19 protein-coding genes are annotated in these 19,119 nt (G+C 72.3%); 12 read left to right on the top strand and 7 right to left on the bottom strand.

Annotated elements, in window-relative coordinates:
• Positions 1-220 precede the first annotated feature (220 nt).
• The 3 genes from IRQ30_RS09120 to IRQ30_RS09110 all read left to right on the top strand — a co-directional run bounded on the left by IRQ30_RS09120 (position 221) and on the right by IRQ30_RS09110 (position 4,257).
• Positions 221-1,552, top strand: coding sequence for a PhoH family protein (locus tag IRQ30_RS09120; RefSeq protein ID WP_338089635.1), 1,332 nt, complete (start codon positions 221-223; stop codon positions 1,550-1,552).
• 193 nt (positions 1,553-1,745) lie between these two features.
• Positions 1,746-2,468 (top strand): aggregation-promoting factor C-terminal-like domain-containing protein, encoded by a 723-nt coding sequence (locus IRQ30_RS09115; protein ID WP_193612600.1) that lies wholly within the window; start codon positions 1,746-1,748, stop codon positions 2,466-2,468.
• Between the two features lie 361 nt (positions 2,469-2,829).
• The gene (locus tag IRQ30_RS09110) at positions 2,830-4,257 is read left to right on the top strand and encodes a sugar porter family MFS transporter (protein ID WP_193612599.1); all 1,428 of its coding nucleotides are present in this window, start codon (positions 2,830-2,832) and stop codon (positions 4,255-4,257) included.
• A gap of 10 nt (positions 4,258-4,267) precedes the next feature.
• Here the strand turns inward: IRQ30_RS09110 and IRQ30_RS09105 are convergent, their stop codons facing one another.
• Together IRQ30_RS09105 and IRQ30_RS09100 are read right to left on the bottom strand one after the other, a co-directional pair.
• Positions 4,268-5,113 (bottom strand): SDR family NAD(P)-dependent oxidoreductase, encoded by an 846-nt coding sequence (locus IRQ30_RS09105; RefSeq protein ID WP_193612598.1) that lies wholly within the window; start codon positions 5,111-5,113, stop codon positions 4,268-4,270.
• Positions 5,110-6,492 (bottom strand): class II fumarate hydratase, encoded by a 1,383-nt coding sequence (locus tag IRQ30_RS09100; RefSeq protein WP_193612597.1) that lies wholly within the window; start codon positions 6,490-6,492, stop codon positions 5,110-5,112. Before IRQ30_RS09100 ends, IRQ30_RS09105 begins: the two co-directional genes overlap by 4 nt.
• Positions 6,493-6,544: 52 nt before the next feature.
• Between IRQ30_RS09100 and IRQ30_RS09095 the strand changes: the two genes are divergently transcribed.
• Positions 6,545-6,928, top strand: a complete 384-nt coding sequence (locus IRQ30_RS09095) for an ArsR/SmtB family transcription factor (RefSeq protein WP_193612596.1) — start codon at positions 6,545-6,547, stop codon at positions 6,926-6,928.
• Positions 6,925-7,440, top strand: coding sequence for an SRPBCC family protein (locus IRQ30_RS09090; protein WP_193612595.1), 516 nt, complete (start codon positions 6,925-6,927; stop codon positions 7,438-7,440). The genes IRQ30_RS09095 and IRQ30_RS09090 overlap by 4 nt, the downstream gene beginning before the upstream one ends.
• On the opposite strand, the gene IRQ30_RS09085 is transcribed toward IRQ30_RS09090, so the two are convergent.
• Both IRQ30_RS09085 and IRQ30_RS09080 read right to left on the bottom strand, forming a co-directional pair.
• Positions 7,419-8,111, bottom strand: coding sequence for a spermine/spermidine synthase domain-containing protein (locus IRQ30_RS09085; protein WP_193612594.1), 693 nt, complete (start codon positions 8,109-8,111; stop codon positions 7,419-7,421). The genes IRQ30_RS09090 and IRQ30_RS09085 overlap by 22 nt on opposite strands.
• Positions 8,112-8,173: 62 nt before the next feature.
• On the bottom strand, positions 8,174-8,494 hold the full coding sequence (locus IRQ30_RS09080) for a TFIIB-type zinc ribbon-containing protein (protein WP_193612593.1): 321 nt from the start codon (positions 8,492-8,494) through the stop codon (positions 8,174-8,176).
• A 118-nt stretch (positions 8,495-8,612) separates the two neighbouring features.
• Here IRQ30_RS09080 and IRQ30_RS09075 point away from each other — a divergent pair, with 118 nt between their 5' ends.
• Positions 8,613-8,852 carry a hypothetical protein gene (locus IRQ30_RS09075; protein ID WP_193608821.1) on the top strand — a complete coding sequence of 80 codons (240 nt, stop codon included), beginning with the start codon at positions 8,613-8,615 and terminating at the stop codon, positions 8,850-8,852.
• 18 nt (positions 8,853-8,870) lie between these two features.
• Here IRQ30_RS09075 and IRQ30_RS09070 read toward each other — a convergent pair whose 3' ends face one another.
• Entirely contained in the window at positions 8,871-9,248 is a 378-nt protein-coding gene (locus tag IRQ30_RS09070; protein ID WP_193612592.1) for a winged helix-turn-helix transcriptional regulator, read from the bottom strand.
• Between the two features lie 104 nt (positions 9,249-9,352).
• Here IRQ30_RS09070 and IRQ30_RS09065 point away from each other — a divergent pair, with 104 nt between their 5' ends.
• The gene (locus tag IRQ30_RS09065; RefSeq protein WP_193612591.1) at positions 9,353-10,207 is read left to right on the top strand and encodes an NAD(P)H-binding protein; all 855 of its coding nucleotides are present in this window, start codon (positions 9,353-9,355) and stop codon (positions 10,205-10,207) included.
• Between the two features lie 169 nt (positions 10,208-10,376).
• Here IRQ30_RS09065 and IRQ30_RS09060 read toward each other — a convergent pair whose 3' ends face one another.
• Positions 10,377-12,065, bottom strand: coding sequence for a FumA C-terminus/TtdB family hydratase beta subunit (locus IRQ30_RS09060; protein WP_193612590.1), 1,689 nt, complete (start codon positions 12,063-12,065; stop codon positions 10,377-10,379).
• A 112-nt stretch (positions 12,066-12,177) separates the two neighbouring features.
• Between IRQ30_RS09060 and IRQ30_RS09055 the strand changes: the two genes are divergently transcribed.
• Positions 12,178-13,938: a sulfatase-like hydrolase/transferase gene (locus IRQ30_RS09055; protein WP_193612589.1), complete on the top strand. Its 1,761-nt coding sequence runs from the start codon at positions 12,178-12,180 to the stop codon at positions 13,936-13,938.
• Here the strand turns inward: IRQ30_RS09055 and IRQ30_RS09050 are convergent.
• The gene (locus IRQ30_RS09050) at positions 13,935-15,095 is read right to left on the bottom strand and encodes a hypothetical protein (RefSeq protein ID WP_193612588.1); all 1,161 of its coding nucleotides are present in this window, start codon (positions 15,093-15,095) and stop codon (positions 13,935-13,937) included. The genes IRQ30_RS09055 and IRQ30_RS09050 overlap by 4 nt on opposite strands.
• A gap of 141 nt (positions 15,096-15,236) precedes the next feature.
• On the opposite strand from IRQ30_RS09050, the gene IRQ30_RS09045 reads away from it, so the two are divergent.
• The 4 genes from IRQ30_RS09045 to IRQ30_RS09030 are packed head-to-tail and all read left to right on the top strand — an operon-like array spanning position 15,237 to position 19,116.
• The gene (locus tag IRQ30_RS09045; protein WP_193612587.1) at positions 15,237-16,358 is read left to right on the top strand and encodes an ABC transporter substrate-binding protein; all 1,122 of its coding nucleotides are present in this window, start codon (positions 15,237-15,239) and stop codon (positions 16,356-16,358) included.
• A gap of 2 nt (positions 16,359-16,360) precedes the next feature.
• Positions 16,361-17,269 (top strand): ABC transporter permease, encoded by a 909-nt coding sequence (locus IRQ30_RS24165; protein WP_338087877.1) that lies wholly within the window; start codon positions 16,361-16,363, stop codon positions 17,267-17,269.
• The gene (locus IRQ30_RS09035; protein WP_193608828.1) at positions 17,269-18,048 is read left to right on the top strand and encodes an ABC transporter permease; all 780 of its coding nucleotides are present in this window, start codon (positions 17,269-17,271) and stop codon (positions 18,046-18,048) included. Before IRQ30_RS24165 ends, IRQ30_RS09035 begins: the two co-directional genes overlap by 1 nt.
• Positions 18,049-19,116, top strand: coding sequence for an ABC transporter ATP-binding protein (locus IRQ30_RS09030; protein WP_193612586.1), 1,068 nt, complete (start codon positions 18,049-18,051; stop codon positions 19,114-19,116). It abuts the gene before it with no gap.
• Positions 19,117-19,119 lie beyond the last annotated feature (3 nt).

Raw genomic sequence — 19,119 nt, 5'->3', positions numbered from 1 at the left:
CGTAATTTCGAGAACACGGTGAGTGGGGAAGCTCACCGCATCGGAGGCCCGTTCGTGACACCACACGACCAGCTCGCTGGGACGAGGAGGCAGGCGCCCGCCTGCCGTCCGTCCCGGTGGATCGGACGCCGGCACTCCGGCGTTCGGGGCATCCTCCGGTCCATCAGCGTCGACTAGGGCGGGGCGCTGAGTGCGCGCACCGACCCGTGAGGGGTATCCCGTGCCGCAGGCCCAGCAGTCCCACCGCTCCACCCCCACGCACCGCACCTACGTCCTGGACACCAGCGTGCTGCTGGCCGACCCGGGGGCGCTGCGCAGGTTCGACGAGCACGAGGTCGTGCTGCCGGTCGTCGTGATCACCGAGCTCGAGGGCAAGCGGCACCACCCCGAGCTCGGCTTCTTCGCGCGCTCCGCGCTGCGGATGCTCGACGAGCTGCGCACCACCCACGGCCGTCTCGACGAGCCGGTGCCGGTCGGCGACCTCGGCGGCACGATCCGGGTCGAGCTGAACCACACCGACCCCAACGCGCTGCCGTCGGGCTTCCGGCTCGGCGACAACGACACCAGGATCCTCGCGGTGGCGCGCAACCTCGCCGACGAGGGCCACGACGTCACGCTGGTCTCCAAGGACCTGCCCCTGCGCATCAAGGCCTCGGCGGTCGGCCTCGACGCCCAGGAGTACCGCGCGGACGCCGTCCACGACTCCGACACCGGCTACTCCGGGATGGCCGAGCTCGAGGTCGAGGCCGGCATGCTCGACGAGCTGTACGACGACGGCGTGATCGACCTCGACGTCGCCCGCGACCTGCCCTGCCACCAGGGCCTGGTGCTGCTCTCCGACCGCGGCACCGCCCTGGGTCGCGTCGGCCCGGACAAGCAGGTGCACCTCGTGCGCGGCGACCGGGAGGCGTTCGGCATCCACGGGCGCAGCGCCGAGCAGCGGGTCGCCCTCGAGCTGCTGCTGGACCCCGAGGTCGGCATCGTGTCGCTCGGCGGGCGCGCCGGCACCGGCAAGTCGGCGATGGCGCTGTGCGCCGGCCTCGAGGCGGTGCTCGAGCGGGGGCAGCACAAGAAGGTCGTGGTCTTCCGGCCGCTGTTCGCCGTCGGCGGCCAGGAGCTCGGCTACCTTCCCGGATCGGAGTCGGAGAAGATGTCGCCGTGGGGCCAGGCGGTCTTCGACACGCTCGGCGCGATGACCTCCAAGGACGTCATCGACGAGATCCTCGACCGGGGCATGCTGGAGGTGCTGCCGCTGACCCACATCCGGGGCCGCTCGTTGCACGACGCGTTCGTCATCGTCGACGAGGCGCAGTCGCTCGAGGCCAACGTGCTGCTCACGGTGCTCTCGCGCATCGGTGCCAACTCCAAGGTGGTGCTGACCCACGACGTGGCCCAGCGCGACAACCTGCGCGTCGGTCGTCACGACGGCGTCGTCGCGGTCATCGACAAGCTCAAGGGCCACCCGCTCTTCGCCCACGTCACGCTCACCCGCTCCGAGCGCTCGCCGATCGCCGCGCTGGTGACCGAGATGCTGGAGAACGTCACGCTCTGAGTGACCGGCGTGGCTCATGGGGCTCGTGTGACCCATGAGCCGCGCTGTGGCGCGTCTCTCGTCAGGTTTTCCCCCGATCGGGCCCGTTGTGTTTGCGTGCGCCGGACCCGTCGGGCAGGGTGGCCCGAGATCATCTCGTGACCTACCGGCGCGTGATCGCCTTCCGTGTCGTCTACCTCAGGACATCTCCTCTGTGTCGAAGCACGTCAAGCACGTCCCCAAGCACCGGGCTCCCGTCGAGCGCCCCGCCCTCGTGGAGGCACCGCGCAAGGCCCTCCGCAACACGGTGATCCTGTCGTCCGTGGCGGTCGCCGCCACCGGCGTGACCGTGTCCACCGGCCTGCTCGGCCAGGCTCCGGCCGTCTCGGCCGCCGGCGACGCCGCGGCCGGCGCGTCCGGCGCGAGTGGTGCCGCCGCCGCGTCGTCCGACGCCACGGCGCCCGCCGCGTCGAAGCAGAAGTCCGCGCCCACCAGCTCGCTGGGCGCCGGCGAGCTCGGCGGTCGCACCGAGGCGGTGTCGCGCTCGTCGCGCCGCCAGGCCCTCAACACCGTCAAGTCCGCCTCGGTCGTGCAGACCCGGGTGTCGGCGATGACCGTCACCGAGGACATGTCCGACGAGGACCCGCGCGAGATCGGCGCAGCCCTGCTGGCGGAGTTCGGCTTCGGGCAGGACCAGTTCGGCTGCCTGGACTCCCTGTGGACGCGCGAGTCCAACTGGACCTGGAACGCCGACAACCCGAGCTCGTCGGCCTACGGCATCCCGCAGTCGCTGCCGGGCTCCAAGATGGCCTCCGCCGGTCCCGACTGGGAGACGAACCCGGTCACCCAGATCCGCTGGGGCCTGGGCTACATCCAGGACCGCTACGGCAGCCCCTGCAGTGCCTGGGGCCACTCCGAGTCCCACGGCTGGTACTGACCCCTCCGGCTCACCGTCGGCCCGCCACATCTCGCTGCCGGACCAGCGGGCCTCTCGCGTCCGTGAGTCCTCGCCCGGTGCGCGGCATCCGGCTCGCCCGCGGCCCCGGCCGCCCAGGCCCGGACTGACCACCTGCCGGCCTGCCCGACGTACGCGGGTCGCAGGCGTCCCCTCCGTCACAGAGCCCTCACGAAACTGGTGCTGACCGGACGAAGCTTCGTGCCGGAAGCGTGAGTTTCACCGGGTACCCGGTGAAACTCCTCGGCTCACGCCCCGCGCGCCGCCGGCCACCGCGCAGACGCGCGCGTCCGGTGCCGGGGGATTCGGGTACCTACGCCCGACCCCCCTCTAAGGAGCCCTGATGACGGACGTGCAACCTCGCAAGGACCGGGCGGACGACGCGGCTGAGCGGCAGCTGACCGGCCCGATGCTGGCCGCCGCGCTGGTCTCGGCCGTCGCCGGGCTCCTCTACGGCTACGACACCGGCATCATCTCCGGGGCGCTGCTCCAGATCTCCGAGGAGTTCGAGATCGGCAGCGGCATGGAGCAGACGATCGCCGCCGCCATCCTGCTGGGGGCCGTGCTCGGCGCGCTGTCCTGCAGCTACCTGTCCGAGCGGCTGGGTCGCAAGGGGACGATCCTGGTCGTCTGCGCGCTCTTCGTCCTGGGCTCGCTCGCCTGCAGCCTCGCCCCGAGCCCGTGGCTGCTGGTGCTGGGCCGCGTGGTGCTCGGGTTCGCAGTGGGTGGCGCCACCCAGACCGTCCCGATGTACGTCGCCGAGCTGGCGCCGCCGAAGCTGCGCGGCCGCCTCGTGCTGGCCTTCCAGCTCGCCATCGGCGTCGGCATCGTGATCTCCACGATCGTCGGCGCCACGGAGGCGGTGTCGTGGCGGATCTCCATCGCGGCCGCGGCCGTACCTCCGTTGATCATGCTGGCAGCGGTCGTGCGGCTGCCCGAGAGCCCTCGATGGCTGGTCAAGCGCGACCGCGCCGACGACGCCCGCGACGTGCTGCGGCGCGTGCGCCCCGACGGCCAGGACGTCGGCCCCGAGCTCGACGAGATCGTCGAGCTCGAGGAGCGCAAGCAGGAGACTCGCAGCCGCGACCGGGGCTGGTCGGGGCTGCGTCGCCCCTGGGTGCGGCCCGCGCTCCTGGTGGGCTGCGGCGTCGCGATCTTCACCCAGCTGAGCGGGATCGAGATGATCATCTACTACTCGCCGACCATCCTCACCGACAACGGCTTCTCGACGACCACGGCACTGCGGGTCAGCGTGGCCCTCGGCGTGACGTACCTGGTCATGCAGGTCATCGGGCTGAGCATCGTCGACCGCGTCGGGCGCCGTCGTCTGACGCTCGTCATGGTGCCGGGTGCGGCCGCGAGCCTGGTGGTGCTGGGCGCCTTCTTCGTCACCGGCAACGCCGGCCCCGACCAGGTGCCGTGGATCATCGCGACGCTCATCGTGTTCATGGCGTTCAACGCCGGCGGGCTGCAGCTGATGGGCTGGCTGACCGGGTCCGAGATCTACCCGCTGGCCGTCCGCAGCGCCGGCACCAGCGTGCAGTCGGCCTCGCTCTGGAGCACGAACCTGCTGATCACGCTCACCCTGCTGACGATGATCGACACGTTCGGCGTGGGCCAGACGTTCTGGATCTACGCCGCCTTCAACGTCGCCGCGTTCCTCTTCGTGCTGCGCTTCATGCCCGAGCTCACCGGCCACAGCCTGGAGGACATCGAGCGCCACCTCGAGAAGGGCGAGTTCGCCCCTCGCGACTTCGAGCGGTCCGGCTGAGGCCGCTGCGCTAGGGGACCAGGCCCACCAGGCGCCGGCTCTCGTCCCAGAGCCGGGCGGCGACCGCGTCGTTCAGGGCGAGCGGCGAGGGCTCGGTCAGCCGGTCCTCGTCGTAGTAGCCGCCCGTGAGCCCCTCGACCTCCTCGCCGACGGCCAGGCGGGTCAGGTGGGCCCCGCCCTCCTCCGGCGAGATCATCGCGACCCGCTTGCCGAGCGCCAGCACGGGCCGGGCCCACCACGGAGCGCCGCTCCAGATGGAGGTGGCGACCGCGCCGGGGTGCAGGCAGTTGACCGTGACCTCGGCGTCGGCGAGCTGCTCGGCCAGAAGCCGGGTGTGCAGGACGTTGGCGAGCTTGGAGCGGCCGTAGGCCTTGAGGATGCCGTAGCCGTGCTCGAAGCCGAGGTCGGTGAAGTCCAGGGTCCCGCCGTAGTGGCCGCGCGAGCTGGTGATGACGATGCGCGCGGGTGCGCTGGCCACCAGCCGCTCGCGCAGCAGCTCGGTGAGCAGGAAGCCACCGAGGTGGTTGACGGCGAACGTCGCCTCGATGCCGTCGTCGGTCAGGGTGCGCCGGTCAAAGACCGTGCCGGCGTTGTTGACCAGGACGTCGATGCGGTCGCAGGTGGCGAGCAGGTGGGCGGCCAGCGCGCGCACCGAGGCCTGGGACGCGAAGTCGGCCAGGGCCGGCTCGACCAACGCGCCGGGCGAGGAGGCCCGCACCGACTCGACCGCGGCGCGGGTCTTGTCGGGGTTGCGGCCGACCATGACGACGCGGTGCCCCAGGGCCGTCAGCTGCCGCGAGCACTCCAGCCCGATGCCGTCGCTGGCGCCGGTGACGACGACCGTGCTGCCGGTCACGGGTGGGTCATGCTCTCCAGGTCGAGCGCCTCGTCGAGCTGCTCCTCGGTGAGGTCGCCGCGCTCCACGAAGCCCATGGCCAGCACGGTCTCGCGGATGGTGGCCCCCTCGGCCAGCGCCCGCTTGGCGATCTTCGCGGCGTTCTCGTAGCCGACGTACTTGTTCAGCGGGGTGACCACCGACGGCGACGACGCGGCGTAGCGGCGCATCCGCTCGGCGTCGGCCGTGATGCCGTCGACGCAGCGCTGGGCCAGCAGCGTCATCGACGTCGACAGGATCCGCACCGACTCGAGCAGGTTGCGCGCCATGACCGGCATCGCGACGTTGAGCTCGAAGCTGCCGCTCGCACCGGCGACGGTCACCGCGGTGTCGTTGCCGATCACCTGGGCGCACACCATCAGCGTCGCCTCGGGGAGCACCGGGTTGACCTTGCCGGGCATGATGCTCGAGCCCGGCTGCAGGTCGGGCAGGTGGATCTCGGCCAGCCCCGTCGTGGGACCCGACGACATCCAGCGCAGGTCGTTGCAGATCTTGGTGAGCCCGACCGCCAGCGTGCGCAGCACGCCGCTGAGCTCGACGAGCGAGTCGCGGGTGCCCTGTGCCTCGAAGTGGTTGCGGGCCTCGGTGAAGGTCTCGCCGGTCAGCTCGTTGAGCGCGCCGATCGCGGCCTGGGCGAAGCCCGGCGGGGTGTTGATGCCGGTGCCCACCGCCGTGCCGCCCAGGGGGAGCTCGCGCACCCGCGGCAGCACCGACTCCAGGCGTTCGGCCGCGTAGCGCACCGTGGCGGCGTAGCCCCCGAGCTCCTGGCCGAGCATCACCGGGGTCGCGTCCATCAGGTGGGTACGTCCGGACTTCACCAGCCCGGCGAACTCGTCGGCCTTGGCCTCCAGGCTCGAGCCCAGCACGTCGATGGCCGGCAGCAGGTCGCCGACCACGGCGCGCGTCACGGCCACGTGGATGGCGGTCGGGAAGGTGTCGTTGCTCGACTGGCTGGCGTTGACGTGGTCGTTGGGGTGCAGCTCGACGCCCGCACGGGTGGCCAGCGAGGCGATCACCTCGTTGGTGTTCATGTTGGAGCTGGTGCCGGACCCGGTCTGGAACACGTCGATGGGGAAGTGCTCGTCGTGGGCGCCCGAGGCCACCTCGGCGGCGGCGTCGGCGATCGCGGAGGCCTGCTCCTGCGGCAGGATCTCCAGCTCGCGGTTGGCCCGGGACGCGGCGCCCTTGACCAGCGCCAGCGCCTCGATCATCCGGCGCTCCAGCGGGGTGCCGCTGATCGGGAAGTTCTCGACCGCGCGCTGGGTCTGGGCGCGCCACAGGGCGTCTCGGGGGACGAGGACCTCGCCCATGGAGTCGTGTTCGGTGCGGTGCTCGCTCATGGGTCCCACGCTAGCCCTTGACGATCACGTAACTGATCGATTACCAATAGTCATGGACGTCTTCGCCGCGCTCGCCGACCCTGTGCGGCGCGAGCTCCTGCGCGCGCTGACCACCGGTCCGTCCCGCGTCGTCGACCTGTCCGCGGCCCATCCGATCAGCCGTCCCGCCGTCAGCCGCCACCTGCGGGTGCTCGCCGAGGCCGGGCTCGTCACCGCCGACGACCGCGGCCGCGAGCGTCACTACCGGCTGCGCCCCGACGCGCTCGCGCCCGTCGCCGGGCTGGTGGCCGAGCTGGTGTCCGAGCCGCAGTCCGGCGCGGCGCCCTTCGCCGCGTCCGTCCTCGACGGCCTGGACCTCGAGGTACGCCGCACCGGCCGCGAGCGCCGCTCCGACCCCGCCACCCGCACCTCCGTCCCGACCGAGGAGACCGCATGACCAGCACCCCCGCGCCGCCCGCCGGACGCCGCGAGGTCCGCGACGGCACGTCGTACGTCGTCCTCACGCGCACCTTCCACGCGCCGGTCGAGGACGTCTGGGCCGCGGTGACCGAGCCGGAGCGCCTGGCGCGCTGGATCGGCACCTGGACCGGCGACCCGGCCTCGGGCGAGGTCGCGTTCCGGATGACCGCCGAGGGCGACGGCGTGGCGGAGGAGACGTACCGGATCGACGTGTGCGAGCCTCCCCGCCGCCTCGTCCTGCGCACCTCGGTGGACGACGACGGCGCCGAGTGGCAGCTGGAGCTCGACCTGGCGGAGAGCGACGGGGTCACGACCCTGACCTTCGCCCAGGTGATGGCCGATCCCGCCGTGGCGGAGAACGTCGGACCCGGCTGGGACTACTACCTCGACCGGCTCGTCGCCGCGGAGAGCGGTCGCGACGCGAGCGAGGTCGCCTGGGACGACTACTACCCCGCACGGTCGGAGCACTACCGCGCGGAGTTCTCCTGACCCGTGCGCGCGACGTAGACCCAGTAGCGCTCGTCGCGGCCCTGGAGCAGGACGTCGAGCGGGAGCGCCTCGACCTCGCCGAACACGGCGGCCAGGGAGTCGGCCAGTTCGGGTGCCTCGGCCGCCGACCAGATCGCCAGGGCGCCGCCGGGGCGCAGGGTCCGGTGCGCCGCGCGGAGCAGCGGCTCCTGGTAGAGCCGGGCGTTGCCCTCGTGGACGAGGTAGCCGGGGCCGTTGTCGACGTCCAGCAGGATCAGGTCGTACGTCGCCGGCGCAGCCTCGGCGAGCGCCACCGCGATGTCGGCGACGACGATGCGGACCCGCTCGTCGGCCAGCAGCGCCGGGCCGTGCGGCACGGTGCCGTCGCGCATCCAGCCGACCAGCGCTTCCTCGATCTCCACCACGGCGCAGGTCTCGACGCGCGAGTCGGCGAGCACCTCGTGCATCGTGAAGCCGAGACCGAGCCCGCCGACCACGACCGCCCGCGGCGGGTCGACCAGAGCGAGCGCCGCCGTCGCGAGCGCGCGCTCGGTGCTGACCTCGAGGGTGTCCATGACGAAGGCGCCGTTGGCCCTCAGCTCCAGCGCCGGGGTCCCGCCCTCGGGGCGCCGCTCACGCAGCACCAGCTCGCCGCGCTCGGACTCGGCGCGCGCGAGCTCGACGTACTCCATGCCCTCATCCTGCCAACGCGCGGCGGCGCGCCAGGCGGTGGGGCGAGGCGCTGGGGCGATCCTCAGTCGAAGATCTCGCTGAGCCAGCTCTCCTTGCGCTTCTTCTTGTAGCCCTGCTGGGGGTAGCCCTGCTGATAGCCCTGCTGGTGTCCGCCCCGGGGCTCCTCGTAGCGCTCGTAGCTCCGCTCGCGCTCACGCTCGCGCGGGGGCTGCTGGGGAGCGGGCGCGGGAGCCGGAGGCGCCTGCTGGGTCAGGGAGCGCTCGATGATCTTGTCGAGCTCGCCGCGGTCCAACCAGACGCCGCGGCAGCTGGGGCAGTAGTCGATCTCGATGCCGCCACGCTCGCTCATGGTCAGCGTGGTTCCGTCGGTGGGGCACTGCATGGGTCGCTCCTCTGGGCCGGGACTTCTACTCCACCAACGGACGGGGCGAGGTCGAGGTTCCCTCAGGTGCCTACCCGGCGCCCGCGACTGTGGCAGGGCAGGACGGGTACCGGTGCGCATGGCCAACGACGCGCACGACCAGGACACGCAGAGCCACGACACGGGCAGCAGCGACGAGGGTCAGGTCTCCGAGGTCGCCTCGATGGACCCGGCCGTCGCCGACGTCCCGATCTCCGACGACCAGGCGGTCGCAGGCAACCCCGACGACCAGAGCGGCGAGGCCCAGGAGGGCACCGCCGGACCCAACGCCGCGCCGCGGCACGACCCGCCCGAGGAGGGCAACGAGTCGTCGCACTGACGCGGCTCGGGGGAGCGATCAGCCCCGCTCCTGCGCCTCGGTGAGGATCGTGTCGGCGTTGCCGGCCACCCACAGCAGCAGCGGCGACATCGCGGCCATCAGGTCGCGGCCCCGGTCGGTGAGGCCGTAGTCGACGTGCGGCGGGATCACCGGGCGCGCCTCGCGCACCACGATGCCGTCGCGCTCGAGCGTCTTGAGCGTCGAGGCGAGCATCTTCTCGCTGATGCCGTCGACGGTGCGGCGCAGCTCGCTCCAGCGCAGCGTGCCGTCGGCCAGCGCCGCGAGCACGAGCACGCCCCACTTGCTGGTGACGTGGTCCAGGACGGTGCGGGTGGGGCAGCCGTCGGCGAACATGGCCGTGTCGTCGCCCCGCAGGGAGGCCAGGCTTACTTTCATGTAGGTACCTTACCAAAAGGTGGGTACTGCCGATCGGGAAGCATCTCGGTGCGGGCGGGGTTCGGGCAGGTGACATCCCGTCCACGCCTCGACAAAGGAACCTCATGACCACCCTCGTCACCGCCGCCTCCGGCCACCTCGGCCGCCTCGTCCTCGACTCGCTGCTCGAGCGCGGCGTCGCCCCCGACTCGATCCGCGCCGGCGCCCGCACGCCCGCGTCGCTCGCGGCGTACGCCGAGCGCGGCGTGTCCGTCGTGCCGCTCGACTACAACGACCCGGCCTCGGTCACCGCCGCCGTCGACGGCGCCGACAAGGTGCTGCTGATCTCCGGCTCCGAGGTCGGCCAGCGCGTGCCGCAGCACGCCGCGGTCGTCGACGCCGCCGTCGCCGCGGGCGTCGAGCAGCTCGTCTACACCAGCGCGCCGCGAGCCACCGACACCGAGCTGGTCCTGGCGCCGGAGCACAAGGCCACCGAGGAGCACATCGCCGCCTCGGGCGTGCCCGCCACGATCCTGCGCAACAACTGGTACACCGAGAACTACGAGCAGGACCTGCAGGTGGCCCGCGAGCACGGTGTGCTCGTCACCAGCACCGGGGACGGCCGGGTGCCGAGCGCGGCGCGCGCCGACTTCGCCGAGGCGGCCGCCGTCGTCCTCACCACCGACGGCCACGTCGGTCAGGTCTACGAGCTCGCCGGCGACACGTCGTGGGACTTCACGACCCTCGCCTCCGCCATGTCGGAGGTGCTGGGCCGCGAGGTGCAGCTGCAGCAGGTCAGCCCCGAGGACCGCGGCGCCCAGCTCCAGCAGGTCGGCCTCGACGCCGGCACCGCCGGCTTCGTCACCGCCCTCGAGGGCAACATCCGCGACGGCGTTCTCGACCACACCGACGGCACCCTCGGCCGCCTGCTCGGCCGCCCGACGACCCCGCTCGTCGACTCCCTGCGCGCCCTGGCGTAGTCGCAGGAGGGTAGTTTCGAGGCTCGCTCCGCTCGCACCTCAACCACCGGGCCGGGGGTTGAGGAGGGACGAAGTCCCGTCTCGAAACCCCGTCGGTGGAGGCGCTGTCTTCCCACTCACCGGGTTTCGAGACGGTTGCTGCGCAACCTCCTCAACCGCCGGTGGCGGGCTACTGGGCGGAGCGGACGCGGAGGCCGGAGATCGGGACGGTGACGGCGCCGGAGGGGTCGGTGAAGAAGTCGTTGCCCTGGTCGTCGACGACGATGAACGCCGGGAAGTCCTCGACCTCGATCCTCCACACGGCCTCCATGCCGAGCTCCTCGTACTCCAGGACCGAGACCGAGCGGATGCAGTCCTGGGCGAGGCGGGCGGCGGGGCCGCCGATCGAGCCGAGGTAGAAGCCGCCGTGGGTGTGGCACGCCTCGGTGACCTGCTTGGAGCGGTTGCCCTTCGCCAGCATCACCATCGACCCGCCGGCCGCCTGGAACTGCTCGACGTAGGAGTCCATGCGGCCGGCCGTGGTCGGGCCGAACGAGCCGGACGCCATGCCGTCGGGGGTCTTGGCCGGTCCGGCGTAGTAGACGGGGTGGTCGCGCAGGTACTGCGGCATCTCCTCGCCGGCGTCGAGGCGCTCCTTGATCTTGGCGTGCGCGATGTCGCGGGCCACGACCAGCGGTCCGGTCAGCGAGAGCCGGGTCCTCACCGGGTGACGGCGCAGCTCGGCGAGGATGTCGGCCATCGGCTGGTTCAGGTCGATCGGGACGACGGCGCCGCCGGCCACGTCCTCGGCCACGCCGGCGTCGGGCATGTACTGCGCCGGGTCCATCTCGAGCTGCTCCAGGAAGACGCCGTCGGGCGTGATCTTGCCCAGCGCCTGCCGGTCGGCCGAGCAGGACACCGCGATCGCCACTGGGCACGAGGCGCCGTGGCGCGGCAGCCGCACGACCCGCACGTCGTGGCAGAAGTACTTCCCGCCGAACTGCGCGCCGATCCCGAACGACTGGGTCAGCTTGAAGACCTCCTCCTCGAGCTCCAGGTCGCGGAACCCGTGGGCGCTCATCGAGCCCTCGGTGGGCAGGTTGTCGAGGTAGTGCGCGGAGGCGTACTTGGCGGTCTTGAGCGCGAACTCCGCCGTCGTGCCGCCGATCACGACCGCCAGGTGGTACGGCGGACAGGCCGCCGTCCCGAGCGAGCGGATCTTCTCGTCGAGGAACTCCAGCATCCGCGTGGGGTTCAGGACGGCCTTGGTCTCCTGGAACAGGAACGACTTGTTCGCCGACCCGCCGCCCTTGGCCATGAAGAGGAACTTGTACTCGGGGCGTCCCGAGGTCTGCGGGGTGGAGTAGAGCTCGATCTGGGCCGGCAGGTTGGTGCCGGTGTTCTTCTCCTCCCAGGTCGTCAGCGGGGCCAGCTGGGAGTAGCGCAGGTTGAGCCGCGTGTAGGCGTCGTAGACCCCCCGGCTGATGGCCTCGCCGTCGTCGGCGCCGGTGAGGACGCCCTCGGACTTCTTGCCCATGACGATCGCGGTCCCGGTGTCCTGGCACATCGGCAGGACGCCGCCGGCGGAGATGTTGACGTTCTTGAGCAGGTCGAGCGCCACGAAGCGGTCGTTGCCCGACGCCTCGGGGTCGTCGATGATCCGCCGCAGCTGCGCGAGGTGCGCGGGGCGCAGGTAGTGGGAGATGTCGTGCATGGCCTCCGAGGTCAGCCGCTCGATCGCCTCGGGCTCGACGCGCAGGAAGGTCCGGCCCTCCGCGGTGAACGTGGAGACGCCCTCGGTCGTCAGCAGCCGGTACGGCGTGTCGTCGCGGCCGATCGGCAGCAGGTCGGAGTAGCGGAACTCGGGGCCGGTGGTCACCTGCGAAGGCTATCGCCGCGCCTGCGCGGCCCCGCGCCGGTCCTCGGGCAACCTAAGAGCCGGTTGGTGCGTCGTACTCACCGTGACGGGACGACAAGACGGAGGGTCGGCGATGGCCAGGCGGGTGGCGGGGGTCGTCGCGCTGCTGGCGATCGCGGTGACGAGCATGCTCGCGGTCGGCGAGGTCACCGACCGCGACGCGCGCGCCGCGCACCCCGGCGACGACCGCTCCCGTGGCGCCCCGGCGTCCCCCGACGTGCCCCCGTCGGCGACACCGTCGACCACACCGTCGGCCGTGCCGCACACGGTGCCGCCGGCGCCGCCGGGCCGGCCCGACATCGTGCTGATCCTGATGGACGACTTCTCGCTCGAGCTGCTCGACACCATGCCGGAGGCGCAGCGCATGGTCGCGGAGGGCGCGACCTACGACAACGCGTTCGTCGTCAACTCCCTGTGCTGCCCCTCGCGGGCCTCGATCCTGACCGGGCAGATGCCCCACCAGACCGGCGTCCTCACCAACACCCCCAACGACGGCGAGCACCCGATCGGCGGCTACGAGGCGTTCACCGCCCACGGCAACGGCAAGCGCCAGTTCAGCGTCACGCTGCAGGCCTCCGGCTACCGCACGGGCTTCGTCGGCAAGTTCCTCAACCGCTACAGCGGGGAGGTCGTCGACGGCGAGCTCCAGCCGCCGCCGACGGTGCCGGGCTGGACCGACTGGCAGGCGCTCCTGGGCTCGGCCTACAGCGGCTGGGACTTCGAGAGCACGTCCCTCGACGCCGACGGGCGCGTGGAGCTGAACCGGCACCGCAAGCCGCCGCGCTCGGCCTCCGTCGCCCGCCGCGACCGCGCGTACGCCGGCCACGTCACGACCCGCAAGGCGGTGGCGTTCCTCGAGGAGCAGCGCGCCGGCGACGCGCCGTACTTCCTGGAGGTCGCGACCTACGCGCCGCACGGCCAGATCGAGAAGGCCTACGCGGACAACCCGCAGTTCCCCTCGGCCTTCCGCGACCGGGCCGCCGAGGGCGACCCGACCGGCGGCAACTGCGGCACCCGCCCGTGCGGCGAGCTCGGTCTCGAGGACCTCGTCGGCTACGACGACCCGCGCGGGGACAACGCGCCGACCTACCTGCTCCCCGGCGGCAGGACCGCGCCCGCGCCGCCGTGGCGGACCAACGAGCTCACGCTGAGCGACCAGGAGGCGCTGACCTACTACCGCGACCGGGCGCGGATGGTGCAGTCCGTCGACCGCATGATCAAGGAGGTGCGGGAGGCCGCCGGTCCCGACGCCTACGTCGTCCTCACCTCCGACAACGGCTTCCACCTGGGCCAGCACCAGCTCAACGGCGGCAAGGGCACGCCGTACGACTCCGACAGCCGGGTGCCGCTCGTCGTCGTGGGCCCCGGGGTGGTGCCGGGCGTGCGCCACCAGTTCGTCAACAACATCGACCTGGCGCCGACGTTCGAGGAGCTGGCCGGGGTGCGCACGCCGCGCTACCGCTCGGGCAGGTCCTTCGCGGCGTCGCTCACCGCTCCCGAGGCGCCCGGCGCGCGCTACGCGTTCTTCGAGCACACCTACGCGATGGCCCAGCCCGGCGAGGTCGACGCCGACCGTGGGTCGGGCGGGACGATCGACATCATCCCGTCCTACGTCGCGATCCGCGGCGAGGAGGGGTTGCTGGTGCGCGTCGACCTCGACCCGTCCTGGACGGGCACCGACCACGCCTACGAGCTCTACCGCTACGACCGCCCGTGGGAGGACACCAACGTGTTCGCCGAGGACCACGACGAGCCCTACGCGCGCGACCTGATGCGGCGCCTGCGCCGCCTGGAGGGCTGCGCCCCGGCGGAGTGTCGCGCGGCCGTGCGCTAGGAGGGCCAGGCGGCGCGCCAGACGCGACCGGTCTTGCCGTCGTCGCCCACGAGCAGCACGGTGTCGTCCGTGGCGCCGACCGTGAGCACGTGCTCGCCGGCGGCGGTGGGGCTCACGGGGATCTCGACCTCGCGCCAGTCGTCGTCGCCCAGCCGCCCCCACAGCGCGTACGCCGTCCCGTCGCTCACCGCGGCCAGCGCCCGGTCGCCGGCGGTGGCGAGGCTGCCGGCGCCGGTGAAGGCCTGACCGTCGGGGTCCAGCCGTCCGAACGACTCGGCGGCCGTCCACGTGCCGCCCTCGCGGCGCCAGGTGCCGAAGCGGTCGTCGCGCAGCCCCACCGCGAGCAGGCCGTCGTCGGTGCGGGCCACTCGCTCGAGGTCGGTGAAGCCCTCGGAGGTCGGCACCTCCTGCCGCTCCCACGTGCGGCCGTCGGGCGACACCCACGCCATCGGCACCCGGTTGACGCGACCGGCCACCTGGCCGCTGCCCACGACGGTCCAGCCGGCTCCGTCGTGGACCTGCGCGATCGCGAGGGTGTCGAGGCGCTCGTCGCGGATCAGCGCCGGGTCGTCGTCGACGAGCTCGAAGGTGCGCTCGTCGTCGGCGACCCACACCGCCGCCCCGGCCGTCCGGTTGCCGGCGACGAGCCAGGAGTCGGGGCCGGCCGCGACCCGCTCGACGCTGACGGCCTGGTCGCCGCCGAAGAGCGAGAACGGCGCGACGACGTCGGTGAACACGCCGTCGGGGCGCTGGTACCAGGTGGTGACCCGGGGGTTGCCGTGCGCGCCGCCGGACTTCGCGCCGACCATGACGACGCGGTCGCCCCGGCAGGCCACCGACGACATGATCGCGCGCTCGGCCCAGTAGCCCCGGGGGGCGAACCTCAGCGACGTCCAGGTGCGCCCGTCGTCGTCGCTGCGCCAGCCCGCGGGGACGCTGCCGTCGCCCACGAACACCCCGCCGGCGAGCCACCACGTGCCGTCGCAGGCGACCGCCTCGCGCACCGCGATGCGCCCGGCCGGCCCCTCGGGCAGCGGGAGGGACACCTGCTCCCAGGCGACGGCGGACGCCGTCGGGGGAGCCGGCTCGTCCTCCTGCGACCCGGTGCACGCGGTGAGCGCGAGGCAGGCCAGCAGGGGGGTCAGGAGTCGGCGCACCTCGTCAGGCTAGTGCGGCCGCCCCACGCCGATCGTTCATCGGCCGGGCCCCTCGCGGTCGCGAGGCGGTACGGTCCAGGTAGATCCACCCGTGAGGGTGATGTCGACGCGCGACCTCTCGCGCACGGATCAAGGAGAACTGTGAAGCCCAAGACCTCGCTGGTGTGCCTGGTGGCGCTCCTCTCGACCTCCGCCCTGGCCGCCTGCGCCCCGCCGGAGGACGACTCCCAGGACTCCGGGGCCGGCTCCGACGCCGCGTCGGCGACCTCGCTGGACGACTTCGGCTCGATGGACGACCTCGTCTCCGCCGCGGAGGAGGAGGGCGAGCTGAACGTGATCGCCCTGCCGCCCGACTGGGCCAACTACGGCGAGATCATCTCGACGTTCCAGGAGAAGTACGACATCAAGATCAACTCCGCCCAGCCCGACGCGGCGAGCCAGGACGAGATCAACGCCGCCGACCAGCTCAAGGGCACCGACCGCGCGCCCGACGTCTTCGACCTCGGCCAGTCCGTCGCCCTCGCCAACACCGACATGTTCGCGCCGTACCAGGTCGAGACGTTCGACGAGATCCCCGAGGAGTTCAAGGACCCCGACGGCGCCTGGGTCAACGACTACGGCGGCTACATGTCCGTGGGCTACGACTCGACCAAGGTCCCCGAGGTCACCTCGCTGGAGGACCTGCTCGGCCCGGAGTTCAAGGGCAAGGTGGCGCTCAACGGTGACCCGACGGCCGCCGGCGCCGCCTTCAGCGGCGTCGTCATGGCCTCGGTCGCCAACGGCGGCTCGGCCGACGACATCAAGCCCGGCGTCGACTTCTTCGCCGACCTCAAGGACGCCGGCAACTTCCTGCCGGTCGACCCGACGGCGGCGACGATCGAGTCCGGCCAGACCCCCGTCGTCATCGACTGGGACTACCTCAACGCCGCCGAGAGCGCCAAGGTCGACGGCTGGGAGGTCTTCGTGCCCGAGGAGGCGCCCATCGCGGGCTACTACTTCCAGGCCATCAACGCCGACGCCCCGCACCCGGCCGCGGCGCGGCTGTGGCAGGAGTTCCTCTACAGCGACGAGGGCCAGAACCTCTGGCTCAAGGGCGGCGCCCGCCCCGTGCGCGCCGACGCCATGGTGGAGGCCGGCTCGATCGACCAGGAGCTCTACGACGCCCTGCCCGAGGTGACCGGAACGCCGGTCATCCCGACCAACGAGCAGACCGAGACGATGGCGGCCTACCTCGCCGACAACTGGGCCAAGGCCGTCGGCTGAGCGTGTCGGAGACCGCACCGCTCGCCGGGCCCGCCCCGGCCCCGGCGGCGCCACCTCGGACGGGCCGGTCCTTCGGGATCGGCCCGTCCGTCGGGCTGCTGCCCTTCCTCGCCTTCGTCGGCATCTTCCTGATCGTCCCCACGGTCACCGTGTGCATCGGGGCGTTCCAGGCCGACGAGGGCGGGTTCACGCTCGAGAAGATCCGGCTCCTCGGCGAGGAGACGCCGCTGAAGGCGCTGCGCCAGAGCCTGGTGCTGTCGTTCACCTCCGCGGTCGTGGGCGCCGTGCTCGGCGCGCTCCTGGCCTACCTGGTCGTCACGGCGCCGCCGACCAGCATCGTGCGCCGCACCGTCACGGCGGTGTGCGGCGTGCTCGCGCAGTTCGGCGGGGTGACCCTGGCCTTCGCCTGGATGGCCACGCTGGGCTTCGGCGGCCTGCTCACCGACCTGCTGGCGACGTACGTCGGTGGTGACCCCAACGGCTCCTCCTGGCTCTACGAGATGCCGGGCCTGGTGCTGGTCTACACCTACTTCCAGATCCCGCTCATGGTCATCGTCTTCCTGCCGGCCCTGGAGGGGCTGCGCCCCCAGTGGCGCGAGGCGGCCGTCAACCTCGGCGCCACCACCTGGCAGTACTGGACGCAGGTGGCGTTCCCGCTGCTGCGGCCGGCCTTCCTCGGCTCGGCGCTGCTGCTCTTCGCGAACGCCTTCGCCGCCTACGCCACGGCCGCCGCGCTGGTGAGCCAGGGCGCGCCGATCACGCCGCTGCTGATCCGCAACTCGCTGACCAGCGAGATCGTGCTCGGCCAGGCCAACTTCGCCTACGCTCTGGCGCTGGAGATGATCGTCGTGGTCGCCCTCGTGATGGGCCTGTACGCCTGGCTCCTCAAGCGCACGTCCCGGTGGCTGTGATGGGTGCCGTCGTGTGGCGCGTCAGCCGCTGGCTGCTGCTGCTGGCCTTCGCGGCCTTCTTCCTGGTCCCGCTGGTGGCCCTGCTGAACTTCAGCACCCGCGACACCCGCACCGGCGAGCGCACCGGCGCCGCCTGGCAGGCCCTGGTCGAGGACCCGACGATGACGGAGGCGATCACCACCTCGCTGCTGCTGGCCGGGCTGACCGTGGTCGGCATGGTCGTGCTGCTGGTGCCGACGATGATCTGGGTCAAGCTCCGGGTCCCGAGGGCGACGCGGCTGATCGAGTTCCTGTGCCTGCTCCCGCTCACCATCCCGGCCCTCGTGATCGTCGTCGGCATGGACAACGTCTACGCCTGGGTCGACTACCTCATCGGCGACTCCGCCCTCACGCTGACGTTCGTCTACGTCGTGCTGGTGCTGCCCTACTCCTACCGGGCGATCGACTCGGCGCTTGGCTCGCTGGACGCCACCACGCTCTCCGAGGCGGCGCGCTCGCTGGGGGCCGGCTGGTTCACCGTCATCACCCGGGTGATCCTGCCCAACATCTGGCCCGGGGTGCTCGGCGGCGCATTCATCGCGATCGCCCTCGTGCTGGGGGAGTACACCGTGTCCTCGCTGACCAACTACGAGACGCTGCCCGTCGTCATCGTCGCGATCAGCAAGGCCAACGCACCCGAGTCCATGGCGGCGGCGCTCGCCTCGCTGCTGTTCGCCGCACTGCTGCTGATGATGCTGTCGTTCCTCGACCGCCGTCGTCGCCACCCCGGAGGGAAGTAGATGTCCACCACCGCCACCCAGGCCACCCGCGCCGGCGACGGCCTCGCCGTCGAGATGAGCGGCCTGCGCCGCTCCTACGGCGACGTGCACGCGCTCGACGGGCTGGACCTGACCCTGGCGCCGGGCGAGATGGTCGTCCTGCTCGGCCCGTCCGGCTGCGGCAAGACCACCGCGCTGCGGATCCTGGCCGGCCTCGAGCGACAGGACGCCGGCACCATCACCGTCGGCGGCAAGGACCTCACCCGGGTGCCGGCCAACAAGCGCGACATGGGCATGGTCTTCCAGGCCTACAGCCTCTTCCCGCACCTCACGGTGCTCGACAACGTCGCCTTCGGGCTCAAGCTCCGCGGCCGCTCGCGCACCGAGCGCCGTACTCGCGCGGGCGACATGCTCGACCTGGTCGGCCTGGGCACCCAGAAGGACCGGTACGCCAACCAGCTCTCGGGCGGGCAGCAGCAGCGGGTGGCGCTGGCCCGCGCGCTGGCGATCGAGCCGGCGGTGCTGCTCCTGGACGAGCCGCTGTCGGCGCTGGACGCCAAGGTCCGCGTGCAGCTGCGCGACGAGATCCGCCGCGTGCAGCTCGACGTCGGCACCACCACCCTCTTCGTCACCCACGACCAGGAGGAGGCGCTCGCGATCGCCGACCGGGTCGGGGTCATGAATGCCGGCCGGCTCGACCAGATCGCACCGCCGGCGGAGCTCTACTCCGCGCCGGCCACGCCGTTCGTGGGGGAGTTCGTCGGGCTCAGCAACCGGATCCCGGCCAACGTCACGGGCGACCGCGCCGAGGTGCTCGGCGCCGGCCTGCCGGTGCTGCCCGGCTCGGCTACGGGCTCCGGGCTGGCGCTGGTGCGCCCCGAGTCGGTGTCGGTCTCACCGGACGCCGCCGGCCACGGTCGGATCGTCTCGGTGGGCTTCCTCGGCCCGGTCACCCGGGCCAGCGTGGAGCTCGACGACGGCACCCTCGTCGTCGCCCAGCTCGCGAGCAGCGCCGCGGCCGACCTCGCGGTGGGCGACCGGGTGCGGCTCGAGATCGCGCCGTCGCCGGTGCTGGTGGTCGCGTCGTAGCAT

It is taken from the genome of Nocardioides lijunqiniae (assembly GCF_015024225.1).
GTDB lineage: Bacteria > Actinomycetota > Actinomycetes > Propionibacteriales > Nocardioidaceae > Nocardioides > Nocardioides lijunqiniae.
This window is presented reverse-complemented; position numbering and strand designations above follow the sequence as displayed.

What these genes read in the sequence shown, in the direction of transcription:
- IRQ30_RS09100 (WP_193612597.1), bottom strand. Translation starts at nt 6,492, where the DNA reads ATGAGCGAGCACCGCACCGAACACGACTCCATGGGCGAGGTCCTCGTC.
- IRQ30_RS09110 (WP_193612599.1), top strand. Translation starts at nt 2,830, where the DNA reads ATGACGGACGTGCAACCTCGCAAGGACCGGGCGGACGACGCGGCTGAG.
- IRQ30_RS09035 (WP_193608828.1), top strand. Translation starts at nt 17,269, where the DNA reads ATGGGTGCCGTCGTGTGGCGCGTCAGCCGCTGGCTGCTGCTGCTGGCC.
- IRQ30_RS09030 (WP_193612586.1), top strand. Translation starts at nt 18,049, where the DNA reads ATGTCCACCACCGCCACCCAGGCCACCCGCGCCGGCGACGGCCTCGCC.
- IRQ30_RS09070 (WP_193612592.1), bottom strand. Translation starts at nt 9,248, where the DNA reads ATGAAAGTAAGCCTGGCCTCCCTGCGGGGCGACGACACGGCCATGTTC.
- IRQ30_RS09085 (WP_193612594.1), bottom strand. Translation starts at nt 8,111, where the DNA reads ATGGAGTACGTCGAGCTCGCGCGCGCCGAGTCCGAGCGCGGCGAGCTG.
- IRQ30_RS09065 (WP_193612591.1), top strand. Translation starts at nt 9,353, where the DNA reads ATGACCACCCTCGTCACCGCCGCCTCCGGCCACCTCGGCCGCCTCGTC.
- IRQ30_RS09080 (WP_193612593.1), bottom strand. Translation starts at nt 8,494, where the DNA reads ATGCAGTGCCCCACCGACGGAACCACGCTGACCATGAGCGAGCGTGGC.
- IRQ30_RS09055 (WP_193612589.1), top strand. Translation starts at nt 12,178, where the DNA reads ATGGCCAGGCGGGTGGCGGGGGTCGTCGCGCTGCTGGCGATCGCGGTG.
- IRQ30_RS09095 (WP_193612596.1), top strand. Translation starts at nt 6,545, where the DNA reads ATGGACGTCTTCGCCGCGCTCGCCGACCCTGTGCGGCGCGAGCTCCTG.
- IRQ30_RS09090 (WP_193612595.1), top strand. Translation starts at nt 6,925, where the DNA reads ATGACCAGCACCCCCGCGCCGCCCGCCGGACGCCGCGAGGTCCGCGAC.
- IRQ30_RS09075 (WP_193608821.1), top strand. Translation starts at nt 8,613, where the DNA reads ATGGCCAACGACGCGCACGACCAGGACACGCAGAGCCACGACACGGGC.